The sequence below is a fragment of the Bacillus lumedeiriae genome, assembly GCF_044891285.1.
GTDB classification, from domain to species: Bacteria; Bacillota; Bacilli; order Bacillales; family Domibacillaceae; genus Pseudobacillus; species Pseudobacillus lumedeiriae.
This window is the reverse complement of the sequence record NZ_JAUIYO010000005.1, coordinates 167432-185513: the sequence shown is the minus strand read 5'-3', so window position 1 is coordinate 185513 and position 18082 is coordinate 167432. Positions and strand designations below refer to the sequence as shown.

General features: G+C 41.2%; 17 protein-coding genes and 11 tRNA genes. 20 read left to right on the top strand and 8 right to left on the bottom strand.

Annotated elements, in window-relative coordinates:
- The first annotated feature begins 49 nt into the window (after positions 1 to 49).
- From QYG89_RS09600 to yhbH, 17 genes are all read left to right on the top strand, one after another.
- Positions 50 to 126, top strand: a tRNA-Asp gene (locus QYG89_RS09600).
- 17 nt (positions 127 to 143) lie between these two features.
- A tRNA-Phe gene (locus tag QYG89_RS09595) sits at positions 144 to 219 on the top strand.
- 5 nt (positions 220 to 224) lie between these two features.
- Positions 225 to 300: transfer RNA gene (locus tag QYG89_RS09590), tRNA-Thr, on the top strand.
- A 20-nt stretch (positions 301 to 320) separates the two neighbouring features.
- Positions 321 to 405 (top strand) — tRNA-Tyr (locus QYG89_RS09585).
- A 7-nt stretch (positions 406 to 412) separates the two neighbouring features.
- Positions 413 to 486 (top strand) — tRNA-Trp (locus QYG89_RS09580).
- A gap of 16 nt (positions 487 to 502) precedes the next feature.
- Positions 503 to 578: transfer RNA gene (locus QYG89_RS09575), tRNA-His, on the top strand.
- A 9-nt stretch (positions 579 to 587) separates the two neighbouring features.
- Positions 588 to 662 (top strand) — tRNA-Gln (locus QYG89_RS09570).
- 4 nt (positions 663 to 666) lie between these two features.
- Positions 667 to 741, top strand: a tRNA-Gly gene (locus tag QYG89_RS09565).
- Between the two features lie 9 nt (positions 742 to 750).
- Positions 751 to 824, top strand: a tRNA-Cys gene (locus QYG89_RS09560).
- Positions 825 to 831: 7 nt separating this feature from the next.
- Positions 832 to 913: transfer RNA gene (locus QYG89_RS09555), tRNA-Leu, on the top strand.
- A gap of 95 nt (positions 914 to 1008) precedes the next feature.
- On the top strand, positions 1009 to 1605 hold the full coding sequence (locus tag QYG89_RS09550; RefSeq protein WP_404316774.1) for a dienelactone hydrolase family protein: 597 nt from the start codon (positions 1009 to 1011) through the stop codon (positions 1603 to 1605).
- A 293-nt stretch (positions 1606 to 1898) separates the two neighbouring features.
- Positions 1899 to 1972 (top strand) — tRNA-Gly (locus QYG89_RS09545).
- A gap of 115 nt (positions 1973 to 2087) precedes the next feature.
- The gene (gene queG, locus QYG89_RS09540; RefSeq protein ID WP_404316773.1) at positions 2088 to 3218 is read left to right on the top strand and encodes a tRNA epoxyqueuosine(34) reductase QueG; all 1131 of its coding nucleotides are present in this window, start codon (positions 2088 to 2090) and stop codon (positions 3216 to 3218) included.
- 130 nt (positions 3219 to 3348) lie between these two features.
- A complete protein-coding gene (locus tag QYG89_RS09535) occupies positions 3349 to 4212 on the top strand; it encodes an amidase domain-containing protein (RefSeq protein ID WP_404316771.1) in 864 nt (287 codons plus the stop codon).
- Positions 4213 to 4261: 49 nt separating this feature from the next.
- Positions 4262 to 4741 (top strand): tRNA (uridine(34)/cytosine(34)/5-carboxymethylaminomethyluridine(34)-2'-O)-methyltransferase TrmL, encoded by a 480-nt coding sequence (gene trmL / locus QYG89_RS09530; protein WP_404316770.1) that lies wholly within the window; start codon positions 4262 to 4264, stop codon positions 4739 to 4741.
- A 324-nt stretch (positions 4742 to 5065) separates the two neighbouring features.
- Complete coding sequence (locus tag QYG89_RS09525) at positions 5066 to 6961, top strand: PrkA family serine protein kinase (protein ID WP_404316769.1); 1896 nt, start codon at positions 5066 to 5068, stop codon at positions 6959 to 6961.
- Between the two features lie 121 nt (positions 6962 to 7082).
- Positions 7083 to 8225: a sporulation protein YhbH gene (yhbH, locus tag QYG89_RS09520; RefSeq protein ID WP_404316768.1), complete on the top strand. Its 1143-nt coding sequence runs from the start codon at positions 7083 to 7085 to the stop codon at positions 8223 to 8225.
- 59 nt (positions 8226 to 8284) lie between these two features.
- Here the strand turns inward: yhbH and QYG89_RS09515 are convergent, their stop codons facing one another.
- The 4 genes from QYG89_RS09515 to QYG89_RS09500 all read right to left on the bottom strand — a co-directional run bounded on the left by QYG89_RS09515 (position 8285) and on the right by QYG89_RS09500 (position 12496).
- Entirely contained in the window at positions 8285 to 9583 is a 1299-nt protein-coding gene (locus QYG89_RS09515; protein ID WP_404316767.1) for an NCS2 family permease, read from the bottom strand.
- A gap of 160 nt (positions 9584 to 9743) precedes the next feature.
- Positions 9744 to 10355: a nitroreductase family protein gene (locus QYG89_RS09510; protein WP_404316766.1), complete on the bottom strand. Its 612-nt coding sequence runs from the start codon at positions 10353 to 10355 to the stop codon at positions 9744 to 9746.
- Positions 10356 to 10865: 510 nt separating this feature from the next.
- Positions 10866 to 11864: an inorganic phosphate transporter gene (locus tag QYG89_RS09505; RefSeq protein WP_404316765.1), complete on the bottom strand. Its 999-nt coding sequence runs from the start codon at positions 11862 to 11864 to the stop codon at positions 10866 to 10868.
- Between the two features lie 14 nt (positions 11865 to 11878).
- A complete protein-coding gene (locus QYG89_RS09500) occupies positions 11879 to 12496 on the bottom strand; it encodes a DUF47 domain-containing protein (protein WP_404316764.1) in 618 nt (205 codons plus the stop codon).
- A 195-nt stretch (positions 12497 to 12691) separates the two neighbouring features.
- Here QYG89_RS09500 and QYG89_RS09495 point away from each other — a divergent pair, with 195 nt between their 5' ends.
- Positions 12692 to 13531: an aldo/keto reductase gene (locus tag QYG89_RS09495; protein WP_404316779.1), complete on the top strand. Its 840-nt coding sequence runs from the start codon at positions 12692 to 12694 to the stop codon at positions 13529 to 13531.
- Positions 13532 to 13647: 116 nt separating this feature from the next.
- Here the strand turns inward: QYG89_RS09495 and QYG89_RS09490 are convergent, their stop codons facing one another.
- Positions 13648 to 14550, bottom strand: coding sequence for an RluA family pseudouridine synthase (locus QYG89_RS09490; RefSeq protein WP_404316763.1), 903 nt, complete (start codon positions 14548 to 14550; stop codon positions 13648 to 13650).
- A 111-nt stretch (positions 14551 to 14661) separates the two neighbouring features.
- On the opposite strand from QYG89_RS09490, the gene QYG89_RS09485 reads away from it, so the two are divergent.
- Positions 14662 to 15063: a DUF5365 family protein gene (locus tag QYG89_RS09485; protein WP_404316762.1), complete on the top strand. Its 402-nt coding sequence runs from the start codon at positions 14662 to 14664 to the stop codon at positions 15061 to 15063.
- A 125-nt stretch (positions 15064 to 15188) separates the two neighbouring features.
- Here QYG89_RS09485 and QYG89_RS09480 read toward each other — a convergent pair whose 3' ends face one another.
- The 3 genes from QYG89_RS09480 to QYG89_RS09470 all read right to left on the bottom strand — a co-directional run bounded on the left by QYG89_RS09480 (position 15189) and on the right by QYG89_RS09470 (position 16457).
- Positions 15189 to 15659, bottom strand: a complete 471-nt coding sequence (locus QYG89_RS09480) for a thioredoxin family protein (RefSeq protein ID WP_404316761.1) — start codon at positions 15657 to 15659, stop codon at positions 15189 to 15191.
- A 1-nt stretch (position 15660) separates the two neighbouring features.
- Positions 15661 to 16077: a disulfide formation protein C gene (locus QYG89_RS09475; protein ID WP_404316760.1), complete on the bottom strand. Its 417-nt coding sequence runs from the start codon at positions 16075 to 16077 to the stop codon at positions 15661 to 15663.
- A 143-nt stretch (positions 16078 to 16220) separates the two neighbouring features.
- Entirely contained in the window at positions 16221 to 16457 is a 237-nt protein-coding gene (locus QYG89_RS09470) for a YhdB family protein (RefSeq protein WP_404316759.1), read from the bottom strand.
- A 179-nt stretch (positions 16458 to 16636) separates the two neighbouring features.
- Between QYG89_RS09470 and QYG89_RS09465 the strand changes: the two genes are divergently transcribed.
- Positions 16637 to 18049, top strand: a complete 1413-nt coding sequence (locus QYG89_RS09465; protein ID WP_404316757.1) for a SpoVR family protein — start codon at positions 16637 to 16639, stop codon at positions 18047 to 18049.
- Positions 18050 to 18082 lie beyond the last annotated feature (33 nt).

The window sequence follows — 18082 nt, the reverse complement described above, 5'->3', positions numbered from 1 at the left end:
GGGCTCATAACCCGAAGGTCGCAGGTTCAAATCCTGTCCCCGCAATCATGGTCCGGTAGTTCAGTTGGTTAGAATGCCTGCCTGTCACGCAGGAGGTCGCGGGTTCGAGTCCCGTCCGGACCGCCATTTATATATAATGGTATGGCTCAGTAGCTCAGTCGGTAGAGCAATGGACTGAAAATCCATGTGTCGGCGGTTCGATTCCGTCCTGAGCCACCATTTATGCCGGTGTAGCTCAATTGGTAGAGCAACTGACTTGTAATCAGTAGGTTGGGGGTTCAAGTCCTCTCGCCGGCACCACTTTAAACATATTTATTTGTGGAGGGGTAGCGAAGTGGCTAAACGCGGCGGACTGTAAATCCGCTCCCTCAGGGTTCGGCGGTTCGAATCCGTCCCCCTCCACCAGTTTTATAGGGGCATAGTTTAACGGTAGAACAGAGGTCTCCAAAACCTCCAGTGTGGGTTCGATTCCTACTGCCCCTGCCAAGTGAATACTACAATGGCGGTCGTGGCGAAGTGGTGAACGCATCGGATTGTGGCTCCGACACTCGGGGGTTCGATTCCCCTCGATCGCCCCATATGATTAATGGGCTATAGCCAAGCGGTAAGGCAACGGACTTTGACTCCGTCATGCGCTGGTTCGAATCCAGCTAGCCCAGCCATTATGCGGAAGTAGTTCAGTGGTAGAACACCACCTTGCCAAGGTGGGGGTCGCGGGTTCGAATCCCGTCTTCCGCTCCAATTATTTTCGGCGGCATAGCCAAGTGGTAAGGCAGAGGTCTGCAAAACCTTTATCACCGGTTCAAATCCGGTTGCCGCCTCCAGAATCATGCCGGTGTGGCGGAATTGGCAGACGCGCACGACTCAAAATCGTGTTCCGTGAGGAGTGCCGGTTCGACCCCGGCCACCGGTATTAAAATGGTCGAAAAGATAAAAAAGCTTCACACTTCATTGTGTGAAGCTTTTTTATTTTGCTTATACTTATTAGGATAATAAGCGGGAGAGAATATGATTAACATACGAAAAAACTCTAACACTTTAATTATTGTACTTCATGAAATCTATGGAATTAACAAGCATATCAAGGGAGTGTGCCAGGCATTATCAGATTATGGTTTTGATATTTTTTGTCCTAATTTATTAGAACGAGAAGCCCCATTTGCTTATATTGAAGAGGAAATCGCTTATCGCTATTTTATGAACAACATCGGTTTTGCTCGTGCTGTGTATAAAGTGGAAGAGTTGTTAGCAGAAAGAAAAAGTGAATATCAAAAAATATTTATCGTTGGATTTAGTGTAGGGGCAACGGTTGCATGGTTGTGTAGTGAGAAAAAATATATAAATGGAATGGTGGGATACTACGGTTCACGTATTAGGGATTATATCGAAATATCGCCGCAGTGTCCTGTCATGCTATTTTATCCGGAAGAGGAGATATCGTTTAATGTGGATGACTTCATTTCAACTCTGCATCAAATGAATGTCCAGACCCATAAATATAAAGGACAACATGGATTTAGTGATCTTTGCTCTCCAAAATATCATGCTGAGTCAGCGCAAAAAGCATTTAATGACATGATTAATTTTTTCGTAAATATCCGCTAATTTATTGAAAAAAACTTTAGGTAACGATCCAATGGGCCTTGAAGTGTTTGGGGGCTTGTTTTTTTATGAACCGCTATATAGATTTTTCCAGCGAGTGTGGGAAAAGGGGGTACATTTTTAAGTAGGGGTCATATGAATGGGAAATGCGCATAGTATAAAGAAAAAGCTTGTCTCAGACAACCTTAGCTTTGAATAAGGAGTTACTTTTTACATGGAGAACAGTGAAAATTCTCTTGTATTCGACAATGTTTTTCTGTATAATATAATACATGTTACAAATGATGATTTTTCTTGCGGGTGTAGTTTAATGGTAAAACCTCAGCCTTCCAAGCTGATGTCGTGGGTTCGATTCCCATCACCCGCTCCATTTCATATCGTTATTAACGCAATGTTTTATTCCTTGTCGGATAAGATGTTGCGTTTTTTAATTTGATATGAACAAATAAAATTAATGTTGCATTCTCTGAAAGGAGAAGTGTGAAATGGATTACACAGCTTTGAAAAAAGAAATTATTGAATACAGCCGAGAAATCGGTATCGATAAAATTGGTTTTGCTTCTGCTGCTCCGTTTACAGAATTGAAAAATCGCCTTTTGCGTCAGCAGGAGCTGAATTATCAGTCCGGATTTGAGGAGAAAGATATTAACAAGCGGGTAGATCCTGCTTTAATCTTTGATAGACCAAGATCTATTATTGCGATTGCCTTAGCCTATCCTTCAAAAATGAAGGACTCGGTAAAAGGGAAAAAGGGAGAAAGACGGGGAATCTTTTGCCGTGCTTCTTGGGGGGAGGATTATCATGTTGTTCTTCGTGACCGGCTAAGTAAATTAGAAGACTTTATTACTTCTAAAGTTCCTGAAGCTCGTTTTCGGTCTATGGTAGATACGGGAGAGCTGGCAGACAGAGCTGTAGCGGAACGGGCAGGCATAGGCTGGAACGGCAAGAACTGTTCTATTATTACACCGGAATTCGGTTCTTACGTTTATTTAGGGGAGATGATTACCAATTTGCCATTTGAGCCGGATCAGCCGCTGGAAAATCAATGCGGGACATGCACAAAGTGTCTAGATGCTTGTCCGACGGGTGCTTTAGTTCAGGGAGGACAGCTTAATGCTAAGCGCTGTATCGCTTTTTTAACACAGACTAAGGACTTTATGCCGGTAGAGTTCCGTGAAAAGTTAGGGAACCGCCTATACGGCTGTGATACGTGTCAAACAGTCTGTCCTGAAAACAAAGGGATCGATTTTCACTTGCATGAAGAGATGGAACCAGATGGGGAAGCGGTTAAGCCATTGCTTCAGCCTTTAATTCATATGAGTAATAAAGAATTTAAGCAGCAATTTGGCCGCATGTCGGGGTCATGGCGGGGAAAGAAGCCGATTCAACGAAATGCGATGATTGCACTGGCTCATTTTAAAGAGGAAGAAGCATTACCGGTTTTAATCGAAGCTCTGCATAAGGATATTCGACCGGTTATGAGAGGAACTGCAGCCTGGTCTATTGCCAAAATTGGCGGAGAGAAGGCGAGGGAGGCATTGCTTCAAGCAAAAGAAAAAGAAGTCGAGCCTCAAGTTATTCAAGAAATAGAAAGAGGGATTGCTGCTTTAAAATAACATGAAACTCCTTCTGTTTGAATAAATATAAGAAGCAAAGCCTGTTATTTAGCCGTCCAGGCAGCTGATCATGGGTTGAACAATATCTGAATGATAGGGAAATTTTCTTGTATCGTGAGGGGATCTTTTCATGTATAAAGAGCTTCGTGAAGGAATAGAGAGGCGTCTTCAATTGCTTGTTGAAGATCAAGTAGATGGCGAGGATGAAAAGTTCTTTAGGAAGAAGCAGTTATTAGAAGCAAGAGACAGTCAAATTGTGAAAGCAAAGGCTTTTGGAAAGGTGTTGTTTGATGAGGGCGAATGGACGCGTTACCTCGTTCATTTTAAATATTTGATTAAACAGGATGAATACATTTATTTAGAAGAAGAAGTGGAAGAAAGAACGGCTCGTATAGAAAATCAAGTAGTAGTAGAAGATAAGGCAGCGGAAATACCGTCTATCGTTTCGGTGGAAGGGAAGGAATTCACTCATCTTGTAGAGGAGTTTGAAGAGAGAAAAGGATTTCAGTATGATCGCCTTAAAGCCGTTCAATATGCTGAGCGGTGGTGGAACAGTCATAATCCGGCGTACCGGTACTTTGATGTGAATTGTACAAATTATATTTCTCAATGCTTACACGCAGGGGGAGCTCCCATGACAGGATATCCCGACAGAAGCCGCGGCTGGTGGATGGGAGGAAACAATTGGAGCTATAGCTGGTCCGTTGCTCATGCCCTCCGTTGGTTTTTACCTTCATTTAAAACGGGGCTTCGGGCAGAAGAGGCGGGGGAGCCGGAGCAATTACAATTGGGAGATGTCATTTGCTATGATTTTCAAGGGGACGGACGATTTGATCATACGACGATTGTGACGGCGAAAGACCGCCGCGGCATGCCGCTTGTCAACGCGCATACAACGAACAGCCGCATGCGTTATTGGAGCTATGAGGATTCTACGGCTTACACAGAAAACATAAAATATAAATTTTTTCGTATTAAAGATGATTCTTTTTAAGGATTTTTTAATGATATAATGAATAGGTTACAGTTTAAATATGAGGTGAATGATTTTGTCTATTAACGTGGTACTTTACCAGCCAGAAATCCCTGCAAATACCGGAAATATTGCTAGAACATGTGCGGCTACGGACACCGTGCTTCATTTAATCCGCCCCCTTGGTTTCTCTACAGATGATAAAATGCTGCGCCGGGCCGGGCTAGATTACTGGAAATTTGTCAACGTCGTTTATTATGACTCGATGGAAGAGTTTTATGAAAAGAATGCCGGGGGAGAATATTATTATTTAACCAAATTCGGCGAAAAGAATTTTGCCAGCATTGATTATAGCAGCATCGATGAAGATTACTTTTTCATTTTCGGAAAGGAAACAACAGGGCTGCCAAAAAACGTTATTGCTGAAAACAAGGATCGCTGTTTACGGGTGCCTATGAACGACAATGTCAGAGCTTTAAACTTATCCAATACGGCAGCCATCTTAATTTATGAAGCACTGCGCCAGCAGAATTTCCTACAATTAAAATAATGAAAAAAGCACTGCAGCTCAATTTGCAGTGCTTTTTTTATTATTTTGCGCCTGGTTTATCTTCATATCCAGCAGTGAAGATCGCAGCAAGGAAGGCAACCATCACACCTAAAATGAGTAAGAAGTTCATTTGATGCACTCCTTTCTTAAAAAGTCTTTTTCTGCGCACTATTTTCATTATAGCTGAAAGGCTTAGTAATGAAAACGTTAACTTATTTTAAATTGTGCACAATTGATGATTCCGCTTTTCGTTAGCATGTTCGAGGATGTACGGGCATAAGATTTATTAATCGTTCTCTAATTACGCAAAAGCGGGAGGTATATATGGATATCTTAAAAAAAGTCGAACAATATCGTGAAGAGGAAGAAAAATTAAAGTGGGAAGGCACTTTTGCGGAATACTTGGATCTTATTAAACAAAAGCCTTGGGTAGCCCAGTCAGCCCATTCTAGAGTTTATCATATGATTAAGGAAAAAGGGATAGAGACAGAAAATGGCCGCAAAAAGTACAGCTTCTTCAGTACAGAATTATATGGGCTGGAAGAAGCGCTGGAACGCCTTGTAGAAGAGTATTTCCATCCGGCAGCGAAACGTTTAGATGTGCGCAAGCGTATTCTGTTGTTAATGGGTCCGGTCAGTGGAGGAAAATCTACGCTCGTTGCTATGTTAAAGAGAGGAATGGAAGCTTATTCAAGGACAGAAAGGGGAGCGGTATACGCGATTAAAGGCTGCCCAATGCATGAAGATCCGCTTCACTTAATTCCGGAGCATTTACGAAGAGACTTTTATGAGGAATATGGTATTCGTATTGAAGGAAACTTATCGCCATTAAATATGATGAGACTGCAAGAAGAATATAATGGACGCATTGAAGATGTAATGGTGGAAAGAATCTTTTTCTCAGAAGACAAACGGGTAGGGATTGGCACGTTCAGTCCGTCTGATCCAAAGTCCCAGGATATTGCTGATTTGACGGGAAGCATTGATTTTTCCACAATCGCTGAATATGGATCTGAATCCGATCCTCGTGCTTACCGTTTTGATGGCGAGCTCAACAAGGCGAACCGTGGATTAATGGAATTTCAAGAAATGCTGAAGTGTGATGAAAAGTTTTTATGGCATTTATTATCTCTTACACAGGAAGGTAACTTTAAGGCTGGAAGGTTTGCTTTGATTTCTGCAGATGAACTAATTGTTGCTCATACGAATGAAACGGAGTATCGCTCGTTTATTGCGAATAAAAAGAATGAGGCACTCCACTCCAGAATCATCGTTATGCCAATTCCTTACAACTTAAAGTTGACGGAAGAGGAAAAAATTTATGAAAAAATGATTAGGGAAAGTGACGTTTCTAATGTGCATATTGCTCCCCATACGCTGAAAGTAGCTGCTATGTTCACGATTTTAACACGGTTGAAAGAGCCAAAGCGCGGTGATATTGATCTTGTTAAGAAGATGCGCCTGTATGATGGAGAAAGTGTAGAAGGCTATAATTCCGCTGATGTAGAGCAGTTAAAGAGAGAATATCAAGATGAAGGAATGAGTGGAATTGATCCTCGATATGTCATTAACCGCATTTCATCTACGATTATCCGTAAAGATGTGCCGTCTATTAATGCATTAGATGTTCTTCGGTCTTTAAAAGAAGGACTCGATCAGCATCCATCCATTTCCAATGAACAAAGGGAAAAATATCTAAACTTTATTTCTGTAGCCAGAAAAGAATATGATAATATCGCGAAGAAAGAAGTGCAAAAAGCATTCGTATATTCGTATGAAGAATCAGCGAAAACGTTAATGGATAACTATTTAGATAACGTAGAAGCGTATTGCAATAAAACAAAAATGCACGATCCATTGACAGGAGAAGAAATTAATCCAGACGAAAAGCTCATGCGTTCAATTGAAGAGCAAATTGGTATTTCTGAAAATGCGAAGAGAGCTTTCAGAGAGGAAATATTAATTAGAATTTCCGCTTATGCCAGAAAAGGAAAACGATTTGATTATTATTCCCATGATCGTCTGCGTGAAGCAATCCAGAAAAAGCTGTTTGCTGACTTAAAGGACATTGTAAAAATTACGACGTCTTCGAAAACTCCAGATGAACAGCAGTTGAAGAAGATTAACGAAGTGGTCGCACGTCTCATTGATGATCATGGCTATAATTCTGTATCAGCGAATGAACTGCTCCGCTATGTAGGCAGTCTGCTGAATCGATAAGGAAAGAGGCAGCCATTTCGGCCGCCCTCTTTTTCCTTTTATATGTAGGGCTTATGAACATATGTACAACTTTAAGCTTACACGCATACGATGAATCTAACGAAAGGAGAGATGATAGGAGATGAGTGAAAATTATCACGTGTCCCGTGAGAACTGGTCTCTTCACCGCAAAGGTTATGATGATCAAGAGCGGCATAAAGAAAAAGTGCAAGATGCTATTAAAAAGAACTTGCCCGACTTAGTGACAGAAGAAAATATCATTATGTCGAACGGCAATGAAGTCATTAAAATCCCGATCCGCTCTATTGAAGAATATAAGATCCGATATAATTATGACAAAAATAAGCATGTCGGCCAAGGAGATGGAGACAGCCAAGTTGGAGATGTTATTGCCCGTGATGGCAGTGCAGCCGATGGACCAGGAAAGGGAAGCGGGGCGGGTGACCAGGCTGGAGAAGATTACTATGAAGCGGAAGTTTCTTTCATGGATCTGGAAAAAGCGTTTTTCAGCGAGCTTGCTTTGCCTAACTTAAAGCAGAAGGAACAGGCGCCAATTACGGTAGAGGATGTAGAATATAACGACATCCGGAAAACAGGATTGATGGGCAATGTGGATAAAAAGAAAACATTATTATCTGCCTATAAGCGGAACGCATTAACGGGGGAAGCAAAATTTCATCCGATTCTTCCTGAGGATTTGAAATTCCGGACGTGGACAGAGATTGAAAAACCAGAGTCTAAAGCGGTTGTCTTAGCAATGATGGACACAAGCGGTTCCATGGGGGTTTGGGAAAAATATATGGCAAGAAGCTTCTTTTTTTGGATGGTCCGCTTTCTGCGAACAAAGTATGAAACGGTTGATATTGAATTTATCGCCCATCATACAGAAGCGAAGGTTGTTAGCGAAGAGCACTTTTTCTCGAAGGGGGAGAGCGGAGGAACGATCTGTTCATCTGCTTACCGGAAGGCACTGGAGCTCATTGAGGAAAAATATAGCCCAGAACGTTATAATATTTATCCTTTTCATTTTTCAGATGGTGATAATTTATCATCTGATAATTTGCGCTGTGTGAAGCTGGTTGATGAAATTATGGAGAAATCAAACATGTTCGGTTATGGGGAAGTAAACCAGTATAATCGAAATAGTACACTAATGAATTCGTATAAAAATATTAAAAGTGAAAAATTCAAACATTACATTTTAAGACAAAAAGCAGACGTCTTTTATGCCATGAAAAGCTTTTTCGCTAAAGAAGAAGAATAAAGGAAAGTACCTTATTGAAGAAACAAGATTTTTCAATAAGGTACTTTTTTGCATAAAAATTAATGGGGTAAAAATATAAGCTGATAAAAGAATAAAACAGCAAATACATAAACAAGCGGATGCACGTCACGGAATTTCCCGCGGATGACCTTTAACAGCGGATAAGAAATAAACCCAAGAGCCATACCGGTCGTGATGCTGGATGTCAGCGGCATGCTTAAAATAATTAAAAAGGCTGGAAATGCTTCATCAAGCTCGTGCCAAGTAATTTTAGCTACGCTTTCCATCATCAGACAGCCGACAATAATCAAAGCAGGAGCTGTAATAGCTGATAATCCTGATACAGCGCTGACAAGGGGACCGAAGAAAGCAGCAATAATGAATAATGCGGCAATCACAACACTAGTAAGTCCCGTTCTTCCACCAGCAGCTACACCCGTTGAAGATTCAATATAAGCACTCGTTGGACTCGTTCCGAATACGGCACCAGCCGTAGCAGCAACGGAGTCGGCGAGCAAAGCTTGTCGTGCCCGCGGCATGATATTGCCTTTCATTAGCCCGGCTTGTTGAGCGATTGCGATCATTGTGCCGGTCGTGTCAAAAATGGTTATTAGTAAGAAAGAGAAGACAACAGCATATAATTGATGCTGAATCACATCTCCAATAGCTGCAATCGGATTAGTAACGATCAAACCATCCGGCAGGGAAGGGAAAGCTACTACATCTGTAATCGTCAGCTGGCCGGTGAAATAAGCGATGGTCCCTGTAATGAGCATGCCAATAAATAAAGCTCCATTTATTCTAAGAACCATGAGGACAATCGAGACGGCTAGTCCCGCTAAAGCTAATAAAGCTACAGGACTATGAAGGTCGCCAAGCTGTACTAAGTTTGTTGGATGATCAGCAATTAATCCAGTCATCCGCAGGCCGAGAAAAGCGATAAACAGCCCAATTCCAGCTGTGATGCCATGTTTTAAATTTTCGGGAATGGCGATAATCAATTTTTCCCGGAAAGAAGTTAATGACAAGGCAATAAAGAGAAGACCGGAGATAAAGACAGCAGAAAAAGCTGTCATATAAGTGATATCACCATGAGAGCCAACGACTGAATAAGCAAAGTAAGCATTCATTCCCATTCCAGGAGCAATAGCAATTGGATAATTAGCCATGAATGCCATCCATAGCGTTCCAATAACAGTTGCGATAATGGTAGCGGTAAATACTTGTTCAAATGGAATACCGGCATCATGCAGGATGATCGGATTGACGACTATAATATAAACCATCGTCAAAAACGTCGTAAGACCGGCAGTTATTTCTCTTTTTACATTTGTTCCGTTTTCCTGTAATTTAAACATCAGAAACCTCCAAAATGCGAACATTAAAAATCACAATTAATATAATATTCGTTTTAACAAGCAGATGCAATACTAAAATAAAAAAAGACTGCCCGCAAATATGTCAGCCTTTCTTTAATGGTTAGGAAGGCTGATTCTTTAAAAGGGGCTAGTCCTTTTATTATTTTGCAAATGAAACTATATATTCAAGCGGAAGACGATCAGTTGCTCGTGGTTCTTTTAATGCTTTTCCGATTGTAATTAACATAGTTGGCAAGTAGCGGTCAGAGACATCAAACTCTTCCATTAACGCCTTTCCATTGAAACCGCCGATTGGACAAGTATCCCAGCCATCTGCTTTTGCTGCGAGCATGAATTGCATGGCGGCAAGGGAAGAGTTTAAAATAGCAGCATCTCTCGGGTATTCTGCCCGTTTGTAGGCCCCGTTAATTTGTCCCGCTAGAATTTCTTTTAATTCAGGTGTTATTTCTTTCGCTTCCACTGCAGGGTCCAGGACAGGATCAATGTTTTTATAGCCTTCTAAATCAGCGAGAACGCAAACGACTGCAGAAGCGTCTACAATTTGCTGCTGGTTGTAAGCCAGAGGGAGCAGTCTTTTTTGTGTATCTTCGTTATTAAAAACTAAAAAGTGCCATTGCTGCAGATTCCAGGCTGAAGGAGCTTTTCCAGCAATAGTAAGCAGCTCTTTTAATTTATCTTCAGAAATTTGAACTGCTGGATCATAAACTTTTGTAGAACGACGGCTTTGGACAATGTCAAAAAAGTCTTTCATGTATAATACCTCCAAAATAATTGAGTTAGGAATGAAATCTGGATACTATATAATTGATAGTTAATCACTTTTTGTAAGTTTCAACAATTATCAACTTTAATAAAGAATGGGCACACAGTCAAGAGGAAAGACTTTTTTGAGAGGAGAGGTAGGATGCCAGGAAGCAAACAAGAAAAAGTATTGATCATTCTGATGTTTGTGATTGCTTTTATTTTGTTTTTGAATATTTTAAGGAAATATTTATTTTAACGGCTTTGTTCAACTCCCATGTTGAGTTCAGCGGGTGTTCCCGGAGCCTCCTCGCCGCTATCGCGTCTTGAGGGGTCTCCTGTGGACACGCTTTCCGCTCCAATCGACAATAGTTATTAAAATAGCCATTTAAAAAAGGTTGACATAAAAGGGTCTGACCTCACTCGCCATATACTGTATGTATGGGGAGTGGATCCATCCAAGATACAATAGATTGCTGCTGTGGGGTCCGACACTTTGATTGCAAGCCAACCTCGTGTTTTACATAAACAAGTCAAGTAATAAATATGTTAAACCAGCAATTGTAGCTGAAATGGGCAGCGTAATGACCCAAGTAATCAGCATGCGCTGGGCTGTTCCCCATTTAACGCCGCGAATGCGATGGGAAGAGCCAACCCCTAAAATAGAGGAAGAAATAACATGAGTCGTACTGACTGGCAAATGAATGAACGTCGCACCGAAAATAATCGCTGCTGATGTTAAGTCAGCCGCTACTCCGTTCACCGGACGAATCTTCATAATTTTTCCGCCCACTGTTTTAATAATCTTCCATCCGCCTACTGATGTACCAATCCCCATAGCGGCCGCACATGAAAATTGTACCCAAAGTTGAATATCTGTTGTGGACTGATAGTTGTTCGCGATGAGGGCCATTGTAATAATCCCCATAGCTTTTTGTGCATCATTCGTACCGTGTGTATAGGACTGCAGCGCCGCCGTGAAAATTTGAAAGTAACGGAAACGGCGGTTTGTCTTTGGCAGATTGTTATTTTTAAATACAACTTTAAAGATACTGTAGACGATAAAACCACCGATAAAAGCGATGACCGGCGAGATAAGCAGTGCCTCGATAATTTTCAAGAAACCTTTGTAATTTAAAATACCGACACCAGCGGCTGCAATCGCAGCACCGGCAATTGAGCCGATTAATGCGTGAGATGAGCTGCTCGGAATTCCGTAATACCAAGTCAGTAAGTTCCAGAAAATAGCCGCGATTAAGGCGGCTAAAATAACGGTCGAGCCATTTTCAAGCATGAAAGGATCAACGATATCCTTCGTAATCGTTTTAGCCACACCAGTAAAAGTCATCGCTCCTAAAAAGTTCATAGAAGCTGCAAGAATAATCGCATGTCTTGGTTTAAGGGCTTTCGTAGAGACAGAAGTAGCGATCGCATTCGCCGTATCATGGAAGCCGTTAATAAAGTCAAAAGATAAAGCGCAAATAACGATTAATGCTGTAATAATAAATAGAGAATCCATAAATTGGGTGCTCCTTAAGCGTTTTTCATAATGATTGTTTCAAGTGTATTAGCAACATCCTGACAAAAATCGGCAATTTCCTCTAAACTTTCATAGATTTCTTTTAGTTTAATGAGTTGAATCGGATCTTTTTCTGTAGCGAACAGATGTTTAACGGATTGACGCCGAACACCATCACAAGCCGTTTCGTAATCTTTAATTTTAATGACGTGTTCACGGATTGGCAGCAGCTTCTTCGTTTCAAGCAATTCAACAGACCGTTCAATTTCAATCGCACAGCCGCGAATAGCTTCAACGAACTTCAGCATATATTCATCAGCATTGACGATGGAGTACATTTCAAACATCGCTGCTGTTTCCTCAAGGCCGTCCAGAACATCGTCCATGCTCATGGCCAGTGCCAAAATGTCTTCACGCTCAATCGGCGTAATAAATGACTGGTTCAGCTCCTTGATGACTTCATGAATTAAGTTGTCTCCTTTTGTTTCAAATGTTTTCATTTCGTTATAGAAAATTTTTAAGTCGCTGGCATTGTTTAATTTGTAGTCAGCGAAATAATTAGCACTTTCCTTTAAGTTAACAGCAATCGAATTCAGTAAGACAGTAAATTTATCTTTTTTGTGTTTAAACAATTTGAAGAGCCTCCTATATTATTAAAAATGGCTAACGGAACTATTTTACTTGAAGAGCGCTGAATAAAAAAGAGTTTGTCGAAAAAAGTCAGAGAAATTATTTGTTCAACTAGTGCCCTGCAAATCAAATATTCGCTTCTATTTGTATTTATCGTTAAAATAAAAGAGAAATTGAAGGGAGGAACAAAAGTGAAAATTGCCCAAGATTTGCAAGATACAATTACACTTAATAATGGATTAGCTATGCCTCAAGTAGGCCTTGGTGTTTTTAAAATGACGGATGAAGCAGAGGCTGTCTCAGCGATTCAATTTGCTCTCCGTACAGGATATCGGCTCATCGATACGGCAGCTATTTATGAAAATGAACAGAGCGTTGGCCGAGCGGTAAAAGAAAGCGGAATCAGCCGTGATGAAGTGTTCTTGACTTCGAAAGTGTGGAACAGCGACCAGGGCTATGACCAGACGCTCAAAGCATTTGAAACGTCGTTAAATAAACTGCAGACACATTACATGGACTTATACTTAATTCATTGGCCGGGAACAGACAAGTATAAGGAAACATGGCGTGCACTTGAACGCCTCTACAGCGAAGGAGCTGTCAAAGCCATCGGTGTTTGCAACTTCCAAACTTATCATCTAGAAGAGCTGTTGGCCGATTGCAATGAAGTGCCTGCCATTAACCAAATTGAAAACCATCCGTATTTAACGCAAGAGGAATTGCGGGAATACTGCCAGAATCACAACATTGTTGTCGAAGCATGGTCTCCGATTGCCCGCAATAAACTGATTCACGAACCAACCTTAAATCACTTAGCTAAAAAATATAACAAATCAGTCTCCCAAATTATCCTGCGGTGGCATCTGCAAAACGGAACGGTCGTTATTCCAAAATCTGTCCAGCCAGAACGGATTCAAGAAAATAGCAGCCTGTTTGATTTTCAGCTTTCCCTAGAAGATATGAAAAATATCAGCGCATTAAACAAAGAAGAACGCTTCGGACCACACCCAGACCAATTTCATATTGGATTTGAGTAAGAAAAGCAGAGGGCGCCGTTTAGCGGCGACAAGCATAAGCTAAGCCGATGGAAGGTTGTTCTTTAACCTTTCAGTCGGATTGGCTTATGACCTCGAGCAGCTGGTGCCCGATAGTTTTATTCAAAGAGAGCACCGATATCATTCGGAAGCGCTGCTTCACAGACAATTGTTTCACCAATAAATGGGTGAGGGATTTCAATCTTCACCGCGTGAAGTGCCTGTCTTTTTACGAGCGGTTTTCCTCCATAAAGAATGTCTCCAATCAACGGGTGTCCGATCGCGGAAAAGTGAACACGGATTTGATGGGTACGGCCTGTCATCAGCTGGCACTTTATGATAGAAAGCGCGCGGCCTTTATCTCTTTTCAACACTTGAAAATGAGTAAGGGCAGATTGACCCGATGGTGATATGCGTCTTCTTGACGAGTGATATCTATCTTTTCCGATGGGCTTGTCGATTGTTCCTTTCGTTTGTTGAATCAAACCATGGACAGCCGCTACGTAGGTTCGTTTAATGCGGCGTTCTTCTAATAGTCGGGAAAGAACAGCATAGGCAGCGTCATGTTTGGCGAACAAAACGGCGCCGCTCGTATGTTCATCAAGGCGATGAACGTGCCGAATAAAGCCTTGTTCACCGGATGACTGCACGTGATAAGCAGCAGCATTAAGCAATGTTTGTGTTTCTGTATCATCGTTCGGGTGTGTTTTTATGCCCGGCACCTTATTAGCAATCAGTAGATGATCATCCTCATATAAAACATCTATGTCGATAAATGAGGGAACCGGTGCCTTTCCATGTGAATGAAACAATGGTATTTGCAGCATATCGCCGGCTTTCAGAGGTACTTTCCAATTAGCTTCTTTCCCATTTAACTTGGCAGATTTGGCCATCCGCCATTCATGAATCATTTTTTTAGGCAGCTGCCATCGATCTTTAAACACAGAGTGAATGGTGTCGCCAGTCCACTCTGAAGGAACAGCAAGCTCATAAATGCAGCCTTTTCTTGTCGTGTTATACACAGTGTTTCCCACCTTTGCGGTTCTCTTCCCTATTTCACAAAATTACCAACCTTATTGGAAGGCTTATATGTTATTCTTGAACTATCATGTTGCAGTAGGGAAGGTGTTTTTTTGAAAGTACTTATTGCCTCCACTAGAGAGCAGGAAGAAACCATAAGAGAATTAGTCCAGCATTTGAAAGTGGACATTTTTCCTCGTTTTTTTGAAAAAGAAGAATTACAGGAGATGTATGAAGTTGGTGTGCTCCAACTAGAAGACAATCATTTTAGCCTATTTGGCACTCTTCAGGAAGCTTTTAGAGTGATATCTAGTCTGCAAACAATTGTCTTCATCCTCGAAACAAAGGAACCTGCCAGTCTGCCTCTGCATTATCAGGAAATATTCGAAAAAAATGTGATGATTTTGCAAAGGTTTGATATTAGCTTTCCATTCTATCTTAGCCACTTTACGAATAAAAAAAGCTACATCTCTTATCTAGATTACGCTACACCAGCTAATACGTATTTGATTTGAGAGCTTTCTCAAAAGGGGTCGATCCTTTTGAGAAAGCTCTTTTTTTATAAACCTGCATCAATCCTATACTGTGTGGGAAGTGACCATAAAAAATCCCCCTGCCAGCAAAGAACAGGGGAGGCTGTTTAATTTTCTTTATTCACTTCAAGAAATTGTTCCAGCTTTTCTTTTGGCTGGCTGCCGACGAGACGTTGCTGCTCTACACCGTCTTTAAAGTAAACTAACGTTGGTGTGGATTCAATGTGATAGTCATTCCATCCATCTTCAAATTCCAGCAAATTGAACTGGTGGATAACAACATTTTTGTCTTTCGCAGCCGGCATCAGCACAGGAGTTGTTGCTTGGCAGTGAGGGCATGTCGGACTGTAAAAGTAAACGAACATATCTTCGCTATTTTCAAGTTTTTTCTCTAATTCGTCTGGTAGAATCAGGCTGCTGTAATTCGGATCATTGAGCTGCTTAATCGTTTCCGGATGAAGTTCGTCTTTACCATAAGGATTATCCTTGGCGGCTTCGTTTTGCTGGTACTTAGTAAGAAACGTAATTGCACCAAAGATAGCTAAAACAATAGCGCCAAAAATGATGATTTTCTTCATGTTAAACCTCTTTCTTTTCTTTAATAATCAGTAAGCTTGCTGTAAAAATAACAATGAATGCAGTCAGCGCTAAAAAAGGAATAGTAATGAAGCCAAGCCAATTTATATACATTCCTGTGCAGGGCACTCTCCCGCAGGCTGGAGCAGTATTCGAAAAAAAGTCAATCTTTTGAATGGCATAATGATAAATAGAAATACATGCTCCTGTTGCTGAAAGCAATAACGAATAGCGGGCGGCGGCTGCATCTTTTTTAATGACGGCCATGCCAAGAATCAAGACAAGGGGGTACATCAAAATTCTTTGATACCAGCATAGTTCGCACGGCTCGTATTTCATTACTTCTGAAAAGTACAAACTGCCAAGCATTGCAACAAAGGAAGTCCCCCATGCGGTCAGAAGCAAATTTTCTTTTTTCATACAATCTCCTTCTTCGTATAAATTTCTCTAAATGATTATAGTATTAATAATTAAAAAAAGTAAAATTATTCGCTTTGAAGAAAATGATCCGTCAATGAAAAAAGCAGCCGCGAAAGGAGGATGAAGTCCTTTCGGGCTGCTCATTACTGGTGGAATTCTTCTAGGTGTTTTAACGAGTTGGCATGTTCAATATAGTGGAATAACGTATAGAATGTTTTTTCCACAGCAGAATAGGAATTAGGAAATGAGCGGGCATGGAGAAAATGCTCAATTTTCTTTGAAAGCAGCTGATCATTCGTCCGTACCATTAATATCAGTAAATTGGTCCAATCAGAACGGTGTACATAGTAAAGTGCACGATCATAATCTGTATAATCCATTACTTATCCCCCCCTGTAGAGGAATTATCTATAGTATGTGTTCCCGCTGGCAGAACTCTCCCTGTAAATATTGGTGGAGGACCCGTTTGAAAATAGAAGGGGGATTCAGAGGAAAAAGGGTATGACCTTTTGTTTTTTTTCATAAGTATTTGTTAAAGGGCAAAAAGGGGGAAGTGAAAATGAATGAGGCAGAAATGAAAGACCTTCAGTATGCGATTGATGAAATTACGGAAATTGCGGCAGGATTCGGTCTTGACTTTTATCCGATGAGATATGAAATTTGCCCGGCGGAGATTATTTATACATTTGGTGCTTATGGCATGCCGACTCGCTTTTCACATTGGAGTTTCGGAAAACAATTTTTCAAAATGAAACTGCAATACGATTTAGGTCTAAGTAAAATATATGAACTCGTCATTAACTCCAATCCATGCTATGCTTTTTTGCTCGACACGAATTCATTGATTCAAAACAAGTTAATTGTCGCCCACGTACTGGCTCATTGCGATTTCTTTAAAAATAATGCCCGCTTTCAGCAGACGAACAGGAATATGGTAGAAAGTATGGCGGCAACCGCCGACAGAATTCGCCAATATGAAATTGATCACGGGAAAGAAACAGTCGAACAATTTTTGGATGCTGTTCTGGCTATTGAAGAGCATATTGACCCTTCGCTTCTACGACGGCAGCTTTCCTGGCAGACGGAAGAAGAAATCATAGTGGAAACAGAAAAACAAAAAGGGCCTTATGATGATCTTTGGTCGCTTGATGGAACGAATACATTAGAGCTTGTACCCAAAAAGCCTAAAAAGACGATCCCGCCTCACCCTGAGAAAGACATCATGCTGTTTATTGAACAGTACAGCCGTGACCTTGAAGACTGGCAGCGCGATATTATGACGATGGTACGTGAGGAAATGCTTTATTTCTGGCCGCAGCTGGAGACGAAAATCATGAATGAAGGCTGGGCATCTTACTGGCATCAGCGCATCATCCGTGAACTGGATTTAACCTCAGGAGAAGTGATTGAATTCGCTAAGTTAAATGCTGGAGTGGTTCAGCCGTCGCGCACATCGATTAATCCGTATTATTTAGGGTTGAAAATGTTTGAAGACATTGAGGAGCGCTATAACAATCCGACAGAGGAAATGAAGCGGCTTGGTGTCAAGCCGGGGTCAGGACGGGAGAAGATGTTTGAAGTTCGGGAAATTGAATCCGATATTTCCTTTTTGCGCAATTACTTAACGAAAGACCTTGTCTTAAGAGAGGATATGTATTTATTTCAGAAAAAAGGAAAGGATTACAAGATTACTGATAAAGAATGGACAAACGTACGTGATCAGCTCGTAAGCATGAGAGTCAACGGCGGCTTCCCTTATTTAACTGTTAATGACAGCGATTATATGAAAGCTGGGGAGCTGTACCTAGAGCATTGGTATGAAGGTATTGAACTTGATATCAAATACTTGGAAAAAGTTCTTCCGCATCTGTACACGCTTTGGGGAAGGACTGTTCATTTAGAGACAGTCATTGAAGACCGTCAAATTCTCTTCAGCTTCAGCGGCAGTAAAGTGCAGCGAAAATATTTATAATGGATGGGTGTCCGGACTTTCCCGGCCACCCGT